Annotated in this window: 18 protein-coding genes and 1 tRNA gene; 2 read left to right on the forward strand and 17 right to left on the reverse strand. The window is 40.3% G+C overall.

Annotation, left to right across the window (positions count from 1 at the left end; translation table 11 throughout):
- Positions 1 to 2 precede the first annotated feature (2 nt).
- The 14 genes from K7G75_RS04735 to K7G75_RS04800 all read right to left on the reverse strand — a co-directional run bounded on the left by K7G75_RS04735 (position 3) and on the right by K7G75_RS04800 (position 15,845).
- Positions 3 to 3,248 (reverse strand): SusC/RagA family TonB-linked outer membrane protein, encoded by a 3,246-nt coding sequence (locus K7G75_RS04735; protein WP_222983068.1) that lies wholly within the window; start codon positions 3,246 to 3,248, stop codon positions 3 to 5.
- A gap of 259 nt (positions 3,249 to 3,507) precedes the next feature.
- On the reverse strand, positions 3,508 to 3,861 hold the full coding sequence (locus K7G75_RS04740; protein ID WP_262420242.1) for a LytR/AlgR family response regulator transcription factor: 354 nt from the start codon (positions 3,859 to 3,861) through the stop codon (positions 3,508 to 3,510).
- A gap of 343 nt (positions 3,862 to 4,204) precedes the next feature.
- Positions 4,205 to 4,876, reverse strand: coding sequence for a hypothetical protein (locus K7G75_RS04745; protein ID WP_222983070.1), 672 nt, complete (start codon positions 4,874 to 4,876; stop codon positions 4,205 to 4,207).
- Between the two features lie 3 nt (positions 4,877 to 4,879).
- Positions 4,880 to 5,773: a TolB-like translocation protein gene (locus K7G75_RS04750; RefSeq protein WP_222983071.1), complete on the reverse strand. Its 894-nt coding sequence runs from the start codon at positions 5,771 to 5,773 to the stop codon at positions 4,880 to 4,882.
- 7 nt (positions 5,774 to 5,780) lie between these two features.
- On the reverse strand, positions 5,781 to 6,218 hold the full coding sequence (locus K7G75_RS04755) for a TolB family protein (protein WP_222983072.1): 438 nt from the start codon (positions 6,216 to 6,218) through the stop codon (positions 5,781 to 5,783).
- 10 nt (positions 6,219 to 6,228) lie between these two features.
- Positions 6,229 to 6,708, reverse strand: coding sequence for a TolB family protein (locus tag K7G75_RS04760; protein WP_222983073.1), 480 nt, complete (start codon positions 6,706 to 6,708; stop codon positions 6,229 to 6,231).
- Between the two features lie 26 nt (positions 6,709 to 6,734).
- Positions 6,735 to 7,979 carry a serine aminopeptidase domain-containing protein gene (locus tag K7G75_RS04765; RefSeq protein ID WP_222983074.1) on the reverse strand — a complete coding sequence of 415 codons (1,245 nt, stop codon included), beginning with the start codon at positions 7,977 to 7,979 and terminating at the stop codon, positions 6,735 to 6,737.
- Positions 7,980 to 8,158: 179 nt separating this feature from the next.
- A complete protein-coding gene (locus tag K7G75_RS04770; RefSeq protein WP_222983075.1) occupies positions 8,159 to 8,602 on the reverse strand; it encodes a DinB family protein in 444 nt (147 codons plus the stop codon).
- Positions 8,603 to 8,633: 31 nt separating this feature from the next.
- Positions 8,634 to 9,167, reverse strand: a complete 534-nt coding sequence (locus K7G75_RS04775; protein ID WP_222983076.1) for an ankyrin repeat domain-containing protein — start codon at positions 9,165 to 9,167, stop codon at positions 8,634 to 8,636.
- Positions 9,167 to 10,756, reverse strand: coding sequence for a serine hydrolase domain-containing protein (locus K7G75_RS04780; protein WP_222983077.1), 1,590 nt, complete (start codon positions 10,754 to 10,756; stop codon positions 9,167 to 9,169). The genes K7G75_RS04775 and K7G75_RS04780 overlap by 1 nt, the downstream gene beginning before the upstream one ends.
- A gap of 50 nt (positions 10,757 to 10,806) precedes the next feature.
- On the reverse strand, positions 10,807 to 11,538 hold the full coding sequence (locus K7G75_RS04785; RefSeq protein WP_222983078.1) for a LytR/AlgR family response regulator transcription factor: 732 nt from the start codon (positions 11,536 to 11,538) through the stop codon (positions 10,807 to 10,809).
- The gene (locus tag K7G75_RS04790; RefSeq protein WP_222983079.1) at positions 11,525 to 12,703 is read right to left on the reverse strand and encodes a sensor histidine kinase; all 1,179 of its coding nucleotides are present in this window, start codon (positions 12,701 to 12,703) and stop codon (positions 11,525 to 11,527) included. Before K7G75_RS04790 ends, K7G75_RS04785 begins: the two co-directional genes overlap by 14 nt.
- Complete coding sequence (locus K7G75_RS04795) at positions 12,663 to 13,166, reverse strand: YybH family protein (RefSeq protein WP_222983080.1); 504 nt, start codon at positions 13,164 to 13,166, stop codon at positions 12,663 to 12,665. The genes K7G75_RS04790 and K7G75_RS04795 overlap by 41 nt, the downstream gene beginning before the upstream one ends.
- A 72-nt stretch (positions 13,167 to 13,238) precedes the next feature.
- The gene (locus tag K7G75_RS04800; RefSeq protein WP_222983081.1) at positions 13,239 to 15,845 is read right to left on the reverse strand and encodes a DUF5916 domain-containing protein; all 2,607 of its coding nucleotides are present in this window, start codon (positions 15,843 to 15,845) and stop codon (positions 13,239 to 13,241) included.
- A 287-nt stretch (positions 15,846 to 16,132) separates the two neighbouring features.
- Here K7G75_RS04800 and K7G75_RS04805 point away from each other — a divergent pair, with 287 nt between their 5' ends.
- Together K7G75_RS04805 and K7G75_RS04810 are read left to right on the forward strand one after the other, a co-directional pair.
- Positions 16,133 to 16,921, forward strand: a complete 789-nt coding sequence (locus tag K7G75_RS04805; RefSeq protein WP_222983082.1) for an alpha/beta hydrolase family protein — start codon at positions 16,133 to 16,135, stop codon at positions 16,919 to 16,921.
- 84 nt (positions 16,922 to 17,005) lie between these two features.
- On the forward strand, positions 17,006 to 17,686 hold the full coding sequence (locus K7G75_RS04810) for a TolB family protein (RefSeq protein ID WP_222983083.1): 681 nt from the start codon (positions 17,006 to 17,008) through the stop codon (positions 17,684 to 17,686).
- A gap of 376 nt (positions 17,687 to 18,062) precedes the next feature.
- On the opposite strand, the gene K7G75_RS04815 is transcribed toward K7G75_RS04810, so the two are convergent.
- The 3 genes from K7G75_RS04815 to trxA form a co-directional block, all read right to left on the reverse strand.
- Positions 18,063 to 18,136, reverse strand: a tRNA-Asp gene (locus K7G75_RS04815).
- 131 nt (positions 18,137 to 18,267) lie between these two features.
- Complete coding sequence (locus K7G75_RS04820) at positions 18,268 to 19,197, reverse strand: DUF58 domain-containing protein (RefSeq protein WP_222983084.1); 930 nt, start codon at positions 19,195 to 19,197, stop codon at positions 18,268 to 18,270.
- 72 nt (positions 19,198 to 19,269) lie between these two features.
- A complete protein-coding gene (gene trxA / locus K7G75_RS04825) occupies positions 19,270 to 19,587 on the reverse strand; it encodes a thioredoxin (RefSeq protein WP_222983085.1) in 318 nt (105 codons plus the stop codon).
- Positions 19,588 to 19,609: the final 22 nt, after the last annotated feature.

Consider the following 19,609-nt stretch of genomic DNA (forward strand, 5'->3'; position numbering starts at 1 on the left):
TTTTAGAATGTTGCTTTTACACTTAACCCATATCTTCTTGAGCTTGGACCGTTCAAGAAGTCAAAGCCCTGTCCGTTGGTCACACCGAGTCCGGCCGTGTTTGGATCGAAATTGGCCCCTTTGGGCGTATTGACGGCACGGAACCATAGGTTCTGGCCGGATACAGTAAAGGTTAGGTTGCCGAAAGGTGTCCTGTCAAGGAACTTCTTAGGTAATGAGTATGATAGGGACGCCTCCTGCAAACGGATGGTCGTCGCATCATAGACCTGGAGTTCACTGGGTCCGAACAATACGTTACTGAAATAGTAGTCCGAGTTGTTGATCTGCCGACGGTTCGGGTTACCATTGGCATCCACACCGGGTAGTATAAAGGTGTTCTCCCGATCCAAGGTTTCAGGAATTAATCCTCTCCCCAGAAGAGTGGATACCGTTGCTGAAGAGACATCCCCTCCCTGGACATACTGCCATTGGAAACCAAGGGTGAAGTTTTTATAAGAAATACTGTTCCTCAAATTAGCGGTCCAATCCGGATTCGGATCACCGATAATACCATTATTGGCGTCCTGGACATAAAATCCGTTTCCACCCACTACAAAATTGCCATTGGCATCCCTTTGAATCCTATCACCATAAAGAACGCCCAAGGGCTCACCTTCAATAGCTGCATTGCCCAAATTGGTAAAGCCTGAGTAGACCACAAGGTCTGTGTCAAGGCCAAGGTCAACGACAGTAGTCTCATAGGCCGTAAAGTTTACATTGGTACTCCAATCAAAACCACCTTCTTTATCCGATCGTATCCAATTGACCCCAAGGTCTATCTCTACCCCTTCGGACTCTATCTCACCGATGTTGGTGGCAATCACCGTATTCCCAGTTGCGGGATCCAAGGGCCTGTCGAGGATAAGGTCCCTAGTATTGCGCTGGTACACCGAGGCGTCCAAGGTGATGCGGTTGTTCCAGAAGCGGGACTCGATACCAAGCTCGATTTCTTCCAATACTTCGGGCTTGAGGTCGGGGTTGCCGAAACGGCCGGCCGTGGTATTCGATACAATATTGGTGCCCGTGGCGTCTTGGGCATCCCTAACATCCAAGAACAAGGTTTGTGCAATGGGATAGGCGGTCGACTCAAAGTTCGCCGATGAACCGAAACCTGCACGAATCTTCAAATAGTTCAGCACGTTCTCCGATTTCAAACCTTCAAAGGCATTGGTCGGGATGAATGCGAGACTCGCACTGGGGTAAAACTGCGAACGGTTCTCACGGGCAAAGTTCGACACCCAGTCGTTCCTAGCCGCCAGGGTCAAGTAGATCATGTTGTCGTAGTCGAAATCCGCTTGTGCATAGACACCCGCGAGATTACGTTCCTCAAAAGCTTGTATGGGCAAGGAATTCAAGAAGTTGAAGTGCCGCAATACCCCAAATACTTGCTGGGCATTACTACTTACCCCATTTTGGTCAAAAATCTCCCTTCTTGAGGTCGCCCCGACGTTAAATGTAGAGCCAATCTTCTCGGTGATATTGTAATCACCATTCAAAACCAGGTTGTGGTCCCAGATAGTGTTGGTGTTGTTCCAGGTCTCATAGAAACCACTGGCCAATAAAACACTATTGCTATTGCTGTTGATGCCGCCCCTATTCTGGAAGTTCACGTTGTTCTCACTGTAGACATCAAGCCCCGCCCTATAGATAAGGTTGAGGTTATCGTTAATATCGTATTGCAGCGAGGCCTGTCCGAAGATTCTGTTGGTCTCTTGTGAAGATTCCGCATTGGCTATGGTCCACAAAGGATGTTGTATAGAGTTGTCTTGTCGGTAATATACGCTGCCTCCTGTAATCGGGTTTTGAAAGGGCAATCCCTGTACATCGATACTCCTTGGGGTGAACCAAAGGTCTCCAAATGTTGATGAACCTGTACCGGTTGCGCCGTTGCCCAAACTCAGCGCCACAGGTGGCGATACGAACTTGGTTCGTGAGAAGTTCAAGGTACCGCTGGCAGTGAACCTGTTCGAGAGCGCGGCGTTGCCACCGACGCTCAATGTGTTACGGATCACACTGTTGTTCGGGGTGAAGCCCTTATCATTCAGGTGACCATAGTTCACGTTATAGGATATCTTCCCGTCATCGGATGCACCACGGACGTTCACGTTCAAAGAGGCGACACCCCCTTGGCGGAAGAACTTCTCGACACTATCATAGGGCCTCCATTCGTAGCGCGCCCCCTGGAACTCCGGGAAGGCCGCCTGTATGGCTGCTGTCGATGTGGAGTATGGATGCGCCAAGGTCCCTTGTTCATTGATAAGCGGTTGGTTGCCCCACCCAGAGATACCGTCACGATCGAAGCTCGGCCCCCAGTTGCTGAAGAACCAACCGAAACTCTGGTCGAAACCATTCCCGTACTGGTCCTGGTAATCGGGCAGCGAGGCAATCTCGTTGATAAAGTATGAGGAGGTCACGGTGATTTCGGTCTTCTTTGGACCGGACTGTGCGCTGCCCCCTTTTGTCGTTATTAGGATGACCCCGTTGCGGCCCTGCGAACCGTAAAGTGTTGCGGCTGCAAGGCCCTTCAATACATTGACGCTCTCGATGCTGTTCGGGTCAAGGTCAAGGAACCTTGACGAACCATTGTTGCCGTTGATAAAGTCCTGTCGGTCGCCACCGCGGCCTTGGGAGTTGGTGTCGGTACTGAAGGGTACCCCATCCACTATGAACAGGGCTTGGTTTGACGAGCTGAAGGTTGATAGCCCGCGGATGATGATGTTAGTACCGGAACCTGAGAGCCCGTTCTGATTGGTGATCTGTACACCCGAGGCCTTGCCTTGCAGTACCCGGGCGACATCACCCTCGGCTCGCTGCTCCAGGTCCTCCTCGCCTACTTCGGCCACGGCATAGCCGAGCGCCTGTTTCTCTCTTTTGATACCAAGGGCGGTCACGACCACTTCCTCGAGGGCTTGGGCGTCCTCCTGCATCTGCACGTTGACAACATCGGCTGCGCCAACGGTACGACGTTCCTGTCGCTGGCCTATATAGGTAAACAAGAGTACCTGTCCCTGACTGGCCGAAATGACATAATTTCCATCGAAGTCGGTTTGAGTTCCAGTGGAAGTGCCCTGTACCAAGATGTTCACCCCTGGCAACGGTAGGCCGCTCTGGTCGGACACAGTACCGGACACCGTTTTTTCTTGGGACTGCGCTGTTGCAAAACACAAAAGCACCATGATGAGTGCCCCAAAAAGCTTGTTTGCTTTCATAGAATTAAAGTTTTGTTAGTAATTAATAGAGTCAGTGCAACTGAGAAAGGCGGGCAGGAGATGCGTTTGATAGCTAATTCAAAAACTTCAAAAAATGAGAACAAAACCTTATGGATTGTTCCAAGAAGAAGTAAGGCCTCTCACCGCCCTACCTTTACAATTGCGGGATAAATAAAATTGTAATAGGAATAGCTTTTTGGAATATGTTTTTTTAGGGCTACTTTTTGCAGAGAACCCACTACTTTTTGAAGTTTAATTTCTAGCTACGTATTCCAAGAGATTTAAAAAAGCTCTTTTTGTAGTTTTTGCTCAGCACGTAATTGGTGTTGTCATTCATGATAATACTAAAGTCTCCCTGTCCTTCGCTTATTATTTCTTTCATCTCATCTACATTTATAATTGCCGACCTATTTACTCTAAGAAAATTCTTGGTGCTCAGTGTGGCAATGAGATCAGACATGGTTATCCGAACGATATGTTTTTTGCCACTTTTGGTGTAAACCTCAGCATGATAATTTGAGCTCATGATATATTTTATACTCTCCACTTTGATAAAAAAGTACCTCCTTCCTTCTTTAATGAATATCTTGTGGTTGTCAAGTAGACTAATCATATAGTTCTCCAAATAGAATATCCCTTTATATTTTTACAAAGGATATATGACAATAGGTATCTATGAAGCACTAAAATCTTTTTTTAAGGGAAATAACAAGCGTGTTTTAATATAGAAAGACTTTATTCAGGGGCGAATATGACATCAATGTGAAGAATCATTAATATTTACCTAGATTCTTTCCTCTGATTCTTTTGAAAATTCTGAAAATGTTTATAGGGCTATGCCTATTTATGATTTGACGGGCGGTATTGCTGCGGAGACAATGTGAAAACAAGTATGTATCCGCTTGAACTTCTCTAACTAATGATACCACTGACACGGTAAATGCATTTCATCACAATTATTGATTGGATTCAAAATCAATGGTAAAATCATTTAAAAGAACATAATCAATCATCTGAACCCACCATTGACCACCTGGTTCATATGCAGAGTCCCAGAGGTTCAAATTGCCATATTTTATAATCTTTCCAAGAAAATGGGTCTCCGCATGATTATTTGACCTTCCGTATGCAACCGGATTTCCATTGAGATCACATGAAATCCAGACAACAAATGCATTGTCAATAAAAAAGTCTATTCTATCCTCTTTAACCAAATAACTTAGGTGTGGGTCTTTGATGGCAAGTAAATGAAAGATTCTAGTTGGAATACCAGGCCAAAATGATTTCCAATTATTTACTTTTTCATCGTCCCAGACTTCTAATTGACCTTTTGTGATAGTCCAACCATTATCAATGTTCAGGGCCTGTGTAGAGTTTGCACCATTTCCATACGTTTTTTGAAGAATCCGTGGATTTTGAAAATCAACCCAAAACTCTCGAACCAAGGGCAATTTAAGATTAGCATAGTGGGCAATTTCCAACATATGAAATCCCTTTGCATCTTTCCAAAACTTGGTCCCCCCAACAGCATTTAGAAGATTTTCGATGTCTTCTTCAAAATCTGAATTCTGACAAAACGATATTTGACAAAACAAGCTTAATACGATTATCAATCTAAGTAAATTCATTTTCTAGTAATATTTTATTGATAATACATCCGCTTTACTTCTATCGGCAGATTGTCTGGTAAATAAGACCCTTTTGTTTATCGCATCAAAAGCCGGGGTCAAATCTCTATATTCATCTTTACTTTTGGTCAATTGCGAAGTATACTGGCTTTTAATATCATACATAAAAATACTGGTGTGGTATTTTTCTGGGCCATCCAAATCTGAGACATATATTATTTGGTTTCCTGAATTGGTCCAAATGGGATGGGAATCGAATGCGGCATTATTTGTAATTCTCTGCTCTATGCCAGTTTCAAAATCAAGAATTACAATTTCTGAGTTGGTTTCATCAATTTCCTTAAAATATTTTCTAAAGACCATTTTAAGGCCGTTTGGAGAAATTTGCCCATGGGTGCTCTCTCCTGGGCTGGTTCTTAGCTTTTCAATTGTTTTGTTAACCAATGAATACGAATAGATATCATAGTCCTCTCCTCGAGCAGTAGAATTGAACACCAATTTCTTCCCATTGGGAAACCAATAGGGATGTATATCTTTCGACAGACTATCATTTGTAATGTTTCTTTGGGTTTTTCCGTCAATGTCCATTAAAAAAATATCGTAGTTACCATTTCTGGTACTTACAAATGCTATTTTTGATTTGTCGGGAGAGATGCTGGGCGTTCGGTCATTTGCTGGATTATTTGTCAACTGTTTGGTGATTCCCAAGGTTAGGTCGCTGATATAGATTTCATTGTTTCCTGAGATGTCACTATGAAATACCAGTAGTTGCGAATCATTTGAAAGATTTGGATAAGCGTTGTTTGTTTTTAATTCTCGAATCGTTTCTTGAGCCATAGCGATTGGGCAACAGATTAAAAAAAATAGCAACAAAGTATATTCACCTGTTCTTTTCATAAAGTATTTATAGTGTTATTATGAATAGTTCCACGTTACCATCCTTGGTTCTGGTACAGACTATTTTGGTGCCATCAGTTGACCATTGTGCTTTGGCAAATTCGGCATGCTGGGAATCAAAAGTGGTCAGTCTTTTCAATTCTGTGTCATCGATATTAATAGTGTAGATCTGCCAATTTTTTTCTCTTTCCCGTTCGGAAGCGAAAGCGATTTTTGTTCCATCCGGTGACCAAGAAGGCCAACCGTCATGCTCTGGATGATTGGATATGTTATGAGCATTACCACCATCCCTATCGGCAATGAACACCTCTGAATTTCCTACTTTCCTTCCCATGATATCGTCTTCGGTTCTTCTTCTGAAAGCGATTTTTGTTCCATCAGGTGAAATATCGGGATAAGAATCCCAGCTATAATAGTTGGTAACACGACTTATTATTTCTACCATCTAAATCCATTTAATAAAGTTCAACATTGGAATCTCTTGTAAATACAGACCCTTCATAGTTCTCCAATCCCATTATCCGATTGCTGTTGAATATGATTCTTTGTCCATCGGGCGGGAAATTTGGATGTCCGTCGTAGGCGGGATGATTGGTCAAATTTCTTTGCTCACTTCCATCAAGTTTCATGATAAAAATATCATGATTGCCTCCATCTCTCATAGAAGAAAAAACAATGTGTTTTCCATTGGTAGACCAAATTGGGGACCCATTAAAACCTTTGACAAAAGTGAGCCTTTCAAGATTGCTACCATCAACATTCATAACATATATTTCGGTATCGTTATCCAGTCTATCAGATTGAAAAACAATTTTTTTACCATCTGGAGACCAATAAGGATATGAGCTTTCGATGTTGGTGATTTTCTCAATCTCCTTTACCTCAGCGACTTGTGTGAAAAGAAAGTTTATTGCGCCAAAAAAAATCAAAAGCATAAGTGACCTTTTCAAATCCATTGCCTTTAAAGTTTTTGTTTTAACCAGTTCATTATGGTTTCATAGACTTTTGAATCGTATTGACCGGCCCCGAAGTTCTTAAAACTTTCCTCCACACTTTCATAGAACAACAAGCTATGGTTCATTTTTGGCATCTCAATGAATGAAGCCAAGTCTGGGTTGTTTCGATTTACAAGCTTAGTAATTTCCAAATGGTCATCCCTGTTCATAATCCAGTCGAATTCACCATAAATTGCTAAGGTGGGGACACCAACTTTGCTCCAGGCCTCTGCAAGGTTAAGGTCTTGCAATTGCTGATGGTATTCAATGGTTATACCATATTGATGATCAGGGCCCCACTGCCAAACATCGCTAAGATGGTTCCTTTCGGTCAAAACATCAATGGGTTGTCTCTTTTTGATTAAAATTTCGGTATACAGTTCTGAAACTAGTTTCAGCCTTCTCGAGACTTCTGCTGGAGAGTGGCCAAGCAATTCATATCTGTTCCTCTCAATCTCAAGCATATGCTCGAACCACGTTTTTGACCACCCACCCGAGATTACGTAGGCATTAATGTCAAATTCTTCCCCTACTAAAGGAGCGTAGGCTGCGCCGTTGCTTTGACCGATAATTATGATATTATTTTTATCGATATAGTCAAGATTCATAAAAGCTCTTAAGGCCTCCTTGTGGGCTTCAAGTTCTTCTTGAAAGGTGACATAGGCACAGGGTGGGCCTTCGCTGTCACCAAGTCCCGGTTTTTCCACCCTCATAACTGCGTAGCCTGAATTTTCTATAAATTCTTCCAATAAATAGTGTATCCCTACAGGGGAGCTCTCGGGAATGATTTCAACAGGATCACAACTTAGCCACCTGACAAAGAAAATACCAGGTACCTTTCCTGTCGTTCTTTTAGGTTTTGTTACAATTCCTTGCACTCTGTGCCCTGAAGAAAGGAGAATGGGCATGTATGTCACCTCAGAATTTTCAAATTTTTCTTTGGGGATACCAGGAATGATTCCTCGGACTTTGATTATGGTATCATTTCGCTCAATTAAGAGATTGACCTTGACATCTTTTCTTAAAATTCTAAGGGCCTCGTAATAGGATTTCCTGTCTTTTATGTAGATACTGTCAATTTTTAGGATCAAATCACCGACTTTCATGCCATTTCGGTCAGCAAATCCATCCTTGGTCGTAGCCGTTATTTTTGCGCCGACACTTTCAACGACCGGTCTTATTGAAGCTCCAAGGGTTCCCTGTCTGGTCAAAGTGCCATTCTCTTGACCTATACAATTGGCCCAACCAAAAATCAACAAAACGAAGGCGCATTTAAAATCTAGCATAACAGCTCTATTATATAATGGATAATCGAATTACTTTTGCAACAAGCTTTCCTTACCCAGTTTATATTGGCATAAAGGAGTTTTAATTCAGCCTATTGATTATTTTATTTTCTTATCTGATTAAGATGATGTTCCAAATGGGTAACATAATCCTGCATTAAAAACCTCAAATCAGCTATGGTGCCATTTGAAAGCACAATTGGATAACCCAAAGTTTTTTCAGTTTGCTGCCTCATTAAACTCTTGATTCTCCCATTTAGTGACATCCAGAGTTGTACCAACTCGCTGGTTTCTGAATTTTGATAGTCATTGGCCTTTACCAATTCACGTTGGTTATAATCTCTTATATAATAGGGCAAATGCTCAAATTGAATTTCCGTAAATCTTTGGATGTTGTTTATGGCAGAATCAATAAGATGGCCCAATATCTCCTGCTTCGACCATTTTCCGTGAGTTGGCTTTTTTTTGAATTCGAATGGTGAGGAACCGGAAATATGGTCATATCCTAAAATCAACAGTTTTTCCAATAGGGCTATGGTCTCTTCCATCTAATAAATTATAACCATATCCATGGGGCGATTACTTAAAAAAATCTTTAAACATATCTACCACAAGACCCTTCTCAATCAACCAACTCTCAAATTCTTTATGTTTTCCCATCTTGGCATGGTGCAACAAGGTAAAGCCATGGGGCCCAGGAGCATTTAATAACTGCGGGTTCAGACCAATTAATTGCTTTACCATTTCTATATGTCCAAAAAATGTCATACTAAAAATGTCCATTACGGCACCTTTTGATAACAACAAATCGGCTATATCCTTTCTGCCCATGTGGGCCGCGCCCCCAATGGCAGTTTCAAAATCTCCTCTTTGGGCCTGATTGGTACAATTTAGAATTAAGGGTTTATCCTCGATAATTCTTTTGGTTTTCTCAAAATCTGAATGTGCCGCAAAAACAAACTCCTTTATCTCTTCCAATGAAAACAAATCATTACTAACACTGTTAAATTCATTATCAAAAAACACACTTTTGGCAGATAAAGGAGTTATCGCACAGCCGGCAATCACCAGCCCTGATGTTTTTAAAAAGCTACTTCTAGACAGTTCTTTCATTATTCAATATTTGTTGTTTCTAAATATTTATGGATTGCCCAATAAATTTTTCCATTGGTAATGTCAGGAGAAACTGTAAAAGCCTGCCGCTGATTACATAATATAATAACTCCTTTACCCAAACCTAGGTTTACATCAGTACTTGAGGTAATGAACCCACCTCCCGTATGTCCAATCCAGTTATTAAAGTTATTTCTCCATACTAGGCCTACACCAGAACCAAAAGCCAAATTTGCATTCGGGTAAGCGATTTGAAGCATTTCGTCAATAGAGGCTTCATTGAGAATTCTACTGTTCTCATAAAGCCCTTTGTTGAGAACCATAATCAAGAAATTGCTCCATTCCATTACTGAAGTTCTCAAAAACACGGAAGGATATACAGGGCTGCCCAAATACTCCAGCAAAAGGTTGCCAGACGCACTAAAATTATCAGAAAGCAAAGCGTCTTCATAACTGCCAGGCTGACCCATGCGATGTTTTGTATTTATCATCCCCAATGGAATGAAAATGTTGTTTTCGGTATAATTCCTATAATCTTGCCCGCTTACCATTTCCACCGCATATGCCAAAATACTCATGCCTACATTAGAGCTGATATGGTTACCCGTTCCTGGAGCAAATTCTTTCCATATCAGCGGATTGTAATTTGGTCCACTAGGTACCAAATAATCAGGAATCCATTCCGATAGGGCAGGGGCGGTACCTGCTTGATAAGACAGGTTCAATTCTGGGATTTCACTAGCGTCAGGGTTTGCCAACCCAGCCTGATGTGACATAAGCATCCGTGGGGTTATTGTAACCTCTGGAAAATTAGGATGTCTTAGGTCAAAACCAATGTAAGAGCTAACATCGGAGTCTAGGTCAATATTTCCTAAGTCAACCTGCTGCATCACGGCAACCGCTACAACTAATTTAGCAAGAGACATGGTTACAAATAATGTGTTATCACTTGTTGAAATCCCGTCTTGCTGGTTATGTATTCCAAAACCCTTTGCATATGTAATGGTTCCGTTTTCAACCGTTGCCACCGCAAGCGCATTAATATTCCACACCCCCATTTCCTCAAGGATCAAATTTTCAAGTTTGGTTAGCTCATTTAGAAAATTTAGGGCATTTGAAGAAGTCGATAGGGAACTGATACCTGCAGCAATGCCATCTGCTATGGAAAGTACATAGGCAGTATAGCTGTTTCCTTCTGAAATTACATTTCCCGATGAATCCAATAGTGTTTCTGGAAGTGATAGGGAGACGTTGGAACCATTTGGATTAACAGTCAAAAACCTATCCCGCGATAGTGATTCACCCAGTTCAAGTGTCAACGTAGTGGATGTTTTTGCAATTATGACACGATATTCTTTGATATTTTCTTCATTTGGAGCCCTTTCAAATGAGACCCTTAGATCTGAGGCGTTTCCCTTGTTTGCAATATCCTCCAGAATGATATTTCGAGCCTGTTGCACCTGAACATCCAAAGGATTTATTTCTTCCATGGGGACTTCTTCCAAAGTAGAATCCTGGGAATCGGTTGAACAAGAAAAAATAAGAAACAGAAAAAGTATAAATGAAATTCTCATGCCATAATCTCTCATGAGAGTAATTTATGAAAGGCTTGGCATTCTCTAAATTTAGTTGGGACAGACTAACTCTTTTTAATTGTCAAATTGCTTTTGAGAATACTTTTTACGGCTTCCCGGTAGGAATTGGATGACTGAACAACATGGCGATTGGACATTGAGAAGGAATAGTCTCCCCGATCAACATGCTTCATCCTCGCAATCTGATTTTCATTGATGACATAAGACCTATGTATCCGTATAAATTGAGCATTTAGATGCTTATGTACTTGAGAGATTGAAATTCGTTTTTTGTACTCACCATTGGCCAGTACGATTTTTACGTAATTGCTTTCTGATTTTATGTAGATAATGTCGTTCAGATTTACTTTGATGAGTTCGTTTTTATCCTTGACCATGAGATACTTCACTTGATCAAAGCTTTCAATTTGTTCCATTCTTTTGGTGAGCCTTCGTAGTAGTGAATTGATCCTTGTATTATCAAAAGGCTTTAAAACGTAATCAAAGGCTTCTTTTTCGAATGCGCTGATAGCAAATTCATCGTGGGCAGTTATGAACACCAAAATTTTATAATCACTGGACCTTAATTGTTGAAGTACTTGAAAGCCATTCAATAAGGGCATTTTAACATCCAGAAATATTACATCAGGTTGCTGTAATCTTATGGTACTCAAAGTCTCAGGCCCATTGGTAGTTTTGGCAACCACTCTAAAGTCATTACTTTGGTCTATAATTTCCGAAATTCTATCCAAAGTAAGTTTCTCATCTTCTGCCACTAAAACCCTATACGGAGGCATTTTCTACTTTTTTTGGTAAGATCATTTTTATTTCGCTACCATGCACTACATCCAATATTTCGAATTCGCAATTCTCCATATAGAAATATTTCAGCCTATCCTTAAGGTTTTCAAGGCCTCCAGATTTCTTGTGGTAGGTGTCTTTTTTTTCAAACCCCGGCCCGTTATCTTTAATCAAAAAATTGACATGTTCGGTATTGCAATCAATTTCAATTACAAGCGCTGTCTTTTCTCCTGTGGCCTCAAAGCCGTGTTTAATGGAATTCTCCACAATGGGTTGAAGAATTAGACAAGGTACCTTTATGTTGGAAATTTCACCCTTAATTTGGAAGTCATAGCTTATAGTTTGGCTATATCGCAACTTTTGAAAATCCAAATACTTTTTTGTTATTTCAATTTCCTCGTCGAGCCCTACTAGATCAACTTCCAAATGGTTTATTGAAAACCTTAAGACTTCGCTTAAATTTGAAATAGCCTTATCTCCTTTCTTTTTGTCAATGTGAAATAGGTTTGAAATTGTCTGTAGACTATTGAAAAGAAAATGTGGCTGAAGTTGGTACCTTAGATTGGTGAGCCTTGTTTTTGTAAGATTTTTTTCAATAACCGTTTGTCGCTTTGCATCAGATATATTCTTTAGATATAATATGTATGCTGTCAACAATCCTACTACTATGCCATAGAATAAAGCGGAATCGGCAGATTGGTTGGGAAAGGCTCGTTGTAAGTATTCATAATACGTTTTTTTTCTCTCGGGCAACCATAAATCCAAATACGTTTGCAACCAGTAGTTCAATGTCAAAAAAAGGAAAGCATGAAGCGGGGCTATAAAGATTACTATCAAAAGGTGGTTTCGTACCCTTATTATCCATTTGGCGGAATGGAAGAAAATCTTAACGGATTCAACAAAAATGATTGGGATTAGCAAAATCCAAACTAGGGTGATACCAATGCTATGGATGAGCGCATGAGCCCAATAGACTTCCTCCCCATCTATTAGCTTTTTCAAATTATAGTTGAACGTTTTGACAACAGCATAGAACAGGGCTATTGCCAAAATGGACTGCATAAATTTTCTCCAATTTATTTGGTCAAGAATCGCTTTATAGGTGGCCTGATTCTTTTTCCTAAAGTCGCTCATAATCTTTTGGGCCAATTTTTTCTCCATTAATTTCGGCTACATCCCAATCTTGACAGATTTTCCAAACCCCATCCAATCGCTTCAGTACAATATGAAACCTACCGTATACATCCTTGGGCGACTCAGAATCTTTGTTCATCGTAATTTTGTAGTATCCGACTTCATATGCAATGTCCTTTGAATAAATTCGATGTTCAAACTTGAACTCAATCTTTCTAGGGATTGCATTTTCTTTGCCCATTGAAGATAATATTCTTTCCTTAAAGTCTGCACCCTTACGAATTTCCCACTTCGTGATTCTAAGAATGTCATCAGAATGCAAAGAGATAAAAGTATTTGCATCGTTATTGTCGAACGCTATTTTAAAGGGTTCCCAAACTTGCACATCTATTTCTTTGGAATGGTCATATCTCAGATTTTGGGCAAAAAGTTGGATGTGGCAAAAAATACCTGAAAAAAGAAGATAAAAAAATAGGGCTTTTGTGTTCATTGATTTGATTTTTAGTGATATCATGTAATTTTTAAATATTGTTTTAGTTCTTTTTAAGGGAAAGATTGCAGGTCATCTAAACCTATAAGTGGCCTTAATCAAAAATGTGTTGTCTCCCTGTGTGTTTAGCAGTTGGTTGTCCAAGCTTTGCAATAGTCCATCTGATGGATTTTGGAACCCTGTATTTGCCTTGGACCATACAAAGAACAATTCTGAACCAGGGATGTACTCCCAACGCAATACCAAGTTCGTTCTTAATTGAACAAATGAAAAGTCTGGATCGGAAAAGCTATAATCTGCGGTGCCATCCAAATCTTCGTCAATTGAGTAGCCTTGGTCAAAGCTTATTTGATTATCGTTATATAGTTGAAACCGATTTTCCAGTTTTTTTGCAATTGGGTCTGTTACATATTTGAAATCCGAAAACCTGACCCGAGAAACAAATGGTTGACCATAAAATTGAAGTGTCAAATTTGGGTTGAACGTATAGTTGAGCCTAATAGTGGAAGAAAGGGTCTTATTATCAATAGTGGCCAAAATATATCTCGGTGTTTCCACAAAATTTCTTTCAGTAACATACTGGGTGAGTGTGGGGTTGCTTACATAATCTGTCGAAATTGACAATTGAAAGGCATTAATGGGCTGGTATGTTATGCCTCCACCAATATTAAAAAGACTAAAATTATTTTGGCGACCCTCTGAATAGACGACTCCAAAGTTATAAAATAGCTTTTTCCTGTTATCAGAATTTATGAAGACTACGGCGTAGTTTTCACCTGATAAATTCCACCTTGGCCCTCCTCGAAGGAAGGTATTGCTAAAAATTCTGGGTTTGTGTGCCGCTCTAAAATCAAATTTCCAAAACGAATTCGTAAAAATCGTTGTAAACATCTCATAGTGTGAACGATTGTAATTTCCCTCAAAGTCAAATGTTGTAAACTGGTTCAATCTAATATTTCCTTCCCTAAAGGCGCCAAAAGGTTTTGTGCTCTGCAATTTGACATTGTTGTATTGCTTTATTTCATCGGTTTGCCTCAGGAAACCAATATCATTTAACTCCAATTCTGGTGAAGACCAAAAAATGCCGGAATTATAGCTCCAATTACCCCCACCTGCCTTGCCGACTTCAAATCTTCCTGCGGTACCGGTCAGTGAGGTTCGGGTAGAATCCACTTCAACATGGCCCGCATCGGTTCTTTGGAAAAGATGGGCCAAGGATTGCTGTGTCAGCAAGATGGACTCCTCACTTCCTATTACATGGCTGAATATTGCATAGCCCTCGAAGTAATATTTCCGGTCTTTCCATTGGTGTTTGAAATCAACCCCCCCTGAATAGGCGGCCTCCCTTAAAAAGGCGACCCCACGTTCAATATTTCGGTTTGTTGCGGTAAAGATTCCGCCCACAAAGGAATTCCTTTTGTTGAAATCTTTTTGAACCCTTCCGACAAAATAATTGGTCATGGGTTCTATCAGTTCTGTTGTGGTATTGCCGTCACTGGATATTTTTGCAAATTCCTTATCCGTTAGGCTTTCCAGGATCCCGATTGACCATCCATCTTTTGTTTTTCCGCTAAATTTGGCTGCTCCGATAATCGAGGTGTTTATAGGTTGGTCCAAAAATTCATGGGAGCCAATGGGAATGTTACGTTGGGGAGTGCGGCCAATCCTTCTTGAAAAGAAAACATTGTCCAATCTATCAGATGCTAAGGGATAATCAAAAATATTCTTGTTCTCCACGAAAAAGGGTCTTTGTTCCCTAAAGAATATTTCAAAGCCATCCAAGGCAATTGCAGATGGATCTGCTTCAACCTGTCCAAAATCTGGATTTATGGTGAAATCGAGCGTAAGATCGTTGGTAACCCCAAATTTTCCATCCAAACCAAAGCTGGTCTTGAACTCGTTATTGTCTCGAAAAGGGTTGTCTTTGTTGATATTATAATTTTCTAGTCTTGTAACCGTATAAGGCTGAATTTCCAATTGCCTTTGCCATTCAAGATCTTTGAGGCCATGTAATTCGCCAAACTCACTGATCCAACCAGGATTTCCCTGTGCTATTCTTTGCCATAAAGAACGTTCGGCCTCCCTGAATAGCCTTCTCTGAATCTGCAAGCCCCAGATTTGCTCCATGTCTTCTCCAAACCTAAGTTGGGTCAAAGGAATTTGCATTTCGGCACTCCAACCCTCTTCTAAAATTTTTGATTTTGTATACCAGATAGGATTCCAAGATGGATCCCAATTCACCCCATTGTTGGATATGAACTCGTCACCCTTTACTCCCGCTGCCGTAACATTAAAAGAAAAGCCAGACCTTAAATCGCGGTAACTGTCTATGTTGACCTCAACCCAATCACCTGCAAAATCGTCTCTTCTCGCTAGCCTTTTTTCTATTTTATCTGGTTCAGGATCCCAGGCCATAATTGCGATATAAAGGTTTTTGGAATCATATATAATTTTGAATTCGGTATTGAGTTTTGGGTTTTCATTGTCATTTGGAAACCACTGGACAAAATTTCCTTCCCAATTCACTAAATTCCAAGCGGCTTCATCGATAGAACCGTCAATTTTTGGAGCTTCCAGCGAACCAATTGATTTAGTATAGTACTTTTTCTTTGGCAGGGAGTTTTGTGCATAGGTCTGACAAATTATTAGGGAAAGCAGAAAAATATTGAATTTACGCACAAGAAGATATGTAATGAAAATTGAACGTTCAATTCTATACCATTCTTTGGCGTTGTCATGACTAGTGTATTTGAATCAACTCTATTCAGGGGCGAAATTACTGGTCAAAGTTCAAATAAGTGTACGCCTAATTGGTTAGAGAAATTTGTGCAGTAAGAACTTTAGTATTTAGTTACATTCTGTGGTTACCGTATTTTCCACATAAAAAAAGAGTCGACTTAAATTAAGTTTGCCGTGATATTCAATTATGTTAATGACATTGCTGTTATTAGTAAAAAGGAGAAATCTTGAAAACAGCTACTCTTTTGATAATTCCCGTTATGGTAATGATTTCATGTAAAAATGAAGGTAATAAACCTAAAGACAATGCCAACGACGTTAAAAGTGAGATTAGTTTTTATACTACAGACGATATTAAGATATACGGGGATCTTTATGAGATTGATAAAGAACATACTACCCTTTTATTGTTTCATCAAGGTGGATCGAATGCAGTGGGAGAGTATTCACCAATTATCCCCAGACTAATTGAAAAGGGGTTCAATGTTTTAGCCATTGACCAGAGAATGGGTGGACAGGCTTATGGAGGTTGCAATAGGACACTGGCCAATATACCAAGCAACCACATTGGGGATGGGTATGGTTACTGTGATGCCTATAACAATCTTGAGAGTGCTTTGGATTTTGTGATTGAATCCGGCTTTATAGGAAAGAAAATCCTATGGGGGAGTAGTTATAGTGCTTCTTTATCGATACTATTGGCGAATAAAAGGCAGGGTGATGTCAATGGCGTATTGGCCTTCTCTCCTGCATCGGGCGGACCCATGAAAGAGTGCCTACCTGATGAGTACTTCGAAACTTTGAAGATCCCTCTATTACTTTTGCGACCGGCTAATGAATTGGAAAATGAAAGCTCAAGAGTTCAGTTTGAATTGGCAAAAAGATTTGATCATAAAACCTATATAGCCAAAAATGGCATACACGGCTCATCAATGCTTGTAAAAGAAAGGGTTGGAAGTGATATTAAGGATAATTGGAATGTTGTGCTATCTTTTCTAGGGAGGATTGAACAATAGGACAATGGTCCTGAATGTAAATATTAAAAAACCCAAAGCAGCACTGATTTTTACTTTGGGATTCAAATTAAAGTTTTAAGAAACATGGGGCAGAAAGCAGTACTTATCTCAATTTTAACGGTAGTATGCAGCGCAATCTTGGCACAAGATGGGTCAACCAACGAATTGATTCTAACCAACAATGATTTTGAAGACCGATATGCTTCCTATTCGCCAGATGGTAAACAGATTCTTTTTGAGTCTAAAAGAAATGGAAAATGGGGAATATATTTAATGGATGATAGGGGTAACGGGGAAAGAAAATTGACCATGAACGCTAATGATAACCGAAGGCCCAGCTGGCATCCGAATGGTAAAAAGGTATTATTTGAATCCTTCAGGGATGGCAGAAATGGATTGTACACTTTAAACATTAAGAGCGGTAAGGAAAAACCAATAATAAAAGGGGGTAAAGGATTGGAGTTTATATTCGCTATGTACTCTCCAAATGGAAAAAAAATAGCAGTTAGTACGAAAGAAAATGAAAATAAAAGCAATATAGTGCTGCTCGGTAATAAAGGAAGGTTAGTTGAATGGTTAACAAAAAATGAATACAGAAACTTATATCCAAAATGGTCCACTAATGGAAAAGAAATAGTCTTTTTTTCTAGAAAGGATACAGATAATATAGATGACGAAATTTATCGGATAAATTTAGAAACGGGCCAGGAGATAAGATTGACCAATTGGCCAAGGCATAATTTTTGCCCCCTCGTGGTCAAATGATGGCCAGAATATTGTATTTGTCAAATCAATGGAAGGAACAAGGCCGGAAATATATGTTATGGACAAGGATGGTAGCAATGAAGTTAGAATTACAAACAACAATGATGGCGACACCCTCCCTTTTTGGTCTCCAATAGAAAACAAAATACTTATAACCGGTTATAGGAATGGCAATTTCGAGATTTGTGAAATCAAATTTCAGTGACTCCAACGGGGATAGGGAGGGTAGTTGTTTCCCAAGATAAATTCTGAGACCTTTCTCCGTTTTAAACTTTGAAAATGTTTATATGGATAACCTAGCAGAGGACCTGCATAAATGCTGTACATCTAGAAAATAAAAATGCTTCCAATCGCTTGGAAGCATTAACTTTATTTGCGGTCTGGACGGGACTCGAACCCGCGACCCCCTGCGTGACAGGCAGGTATTCTAACCAACTGAACTACCAGACCAATGATTTTGTCCTTTAAGGGACCCTGACAACAGTCAGGTTAAAATCTTGTTGCGAGTGCTTTTTTAGAAGCGAGTGCAAATATACACTCTCAATTCGGATTCAAAAAACATTTTTTTAAAAATTAGCGGCTTAAACAAACTTTTGCTGCTCTGTCATAAACGTGTTCAATACCTTGGTAAAATTGGATTGGACATCCACATTCACATACTTTATGCCATACCTTATGCATTGTAGCTTCAGGTTGTTTTGATATTCCATTACTTTTTGACTGTAAGCCTTCTGGATGTTTTCTGCGTATAGATCAATATGGGCGCCGGTTTCCACGTCCACAAATCGCTTGGGGGTGTTTTCAAAAGCGAAGTCCAGTTCATGTTTTTTATCCAAAAGATGAAACAGTACCACAGCGTGCTTGTTGTATTTCAAATGCCGTAGGGCATCAAAAAGCTCAGCTTCCCCTGTTTCGGTCTGGAACATATCCGAAAACAGGATGATAAGACTCCGCCGATGCACTTTTTCGGCTATTTGGTGCAGGTAGGTGTAGGTCTTTGTGGTTTCGGATTTACCCCTGTTCTGGGCAACCTCGTTCAATTTTGAATAGAGCATCTGAAAATGCCTTTCACTACTCTTTTCAGTAGTGTGAAAGTTATAAGTGTCCGAATAGATGCTCAATCCAACGGCATCCCTTTGTTTTTTCAGTATTTGCATTAGTGCGGCCATGGCCAGCACGCCAAAACCTATTTTGTTTAGGTTGTTCAGGGAGAGCTTCTTTACCTCTGGGTAATACATGGAAGCGGAGTTGTCCAAGACCATGTGGCACCTCAAATTCGTTTCATCCTCGTAACGTTTGGTATAGAGCCTATCCGTTTTTGCAAACAATTTCCAATCGATGTGTTTGGTGCTTTCCCCGGGATTATAGATTTTATGTTCGGCAAATTCCGCTGAAAATCCGTGAAACGGACTTTTGTGGATGCCGCTGATAAATCCCTCTACAATCTGGTGGGCCAAAAGCTCCAGGTTTTGAAACAGCGGGGCGCTGTGAAGTTCAGATCTTAAATCCATCTTGGTCCAAGATAAAACAAAAAAGGTTTGGCAATTGCCAAACCTTTTTTAAAATCCCAAAGGGGATTTTTTTTACAATGCCGCATCTATGGCATCCGTATATACTTTTTTGGGAGATACCCCTACCTGACGGTTGATTATCTCTCCATTTTTGAAGACCAATACGGTTGGTATGTTCCTGACACCATATTTCGCAGCATACTGCTGATTGGAATCTACATCCACTTTTCCTACCACGGCCTTTCCTTCATATTCTGCGCTGACCTCTTCGATGATGGGGCCAACCATTCTACAGGGACCGCACCAAGCCGCCCAAAAATCGACAACTACGGGTTTGTCGCTCTTAAGTACTACATCTTCAAAAGTTTCGTCTGTTATCTCTAGTGCCATCTTTTGTATTTTAATGTTCGCA

It is taken from the genome of Flagellimonas meishanensis, assembly GCF_019880545.1.
Taxonomy (GTDB): Bacteria; Bacteroidota; Bacteroidia; order Flavobacteriales; family Flavobacteriaceae; genus Flagellimonas; species Flagellimonas meishanensis.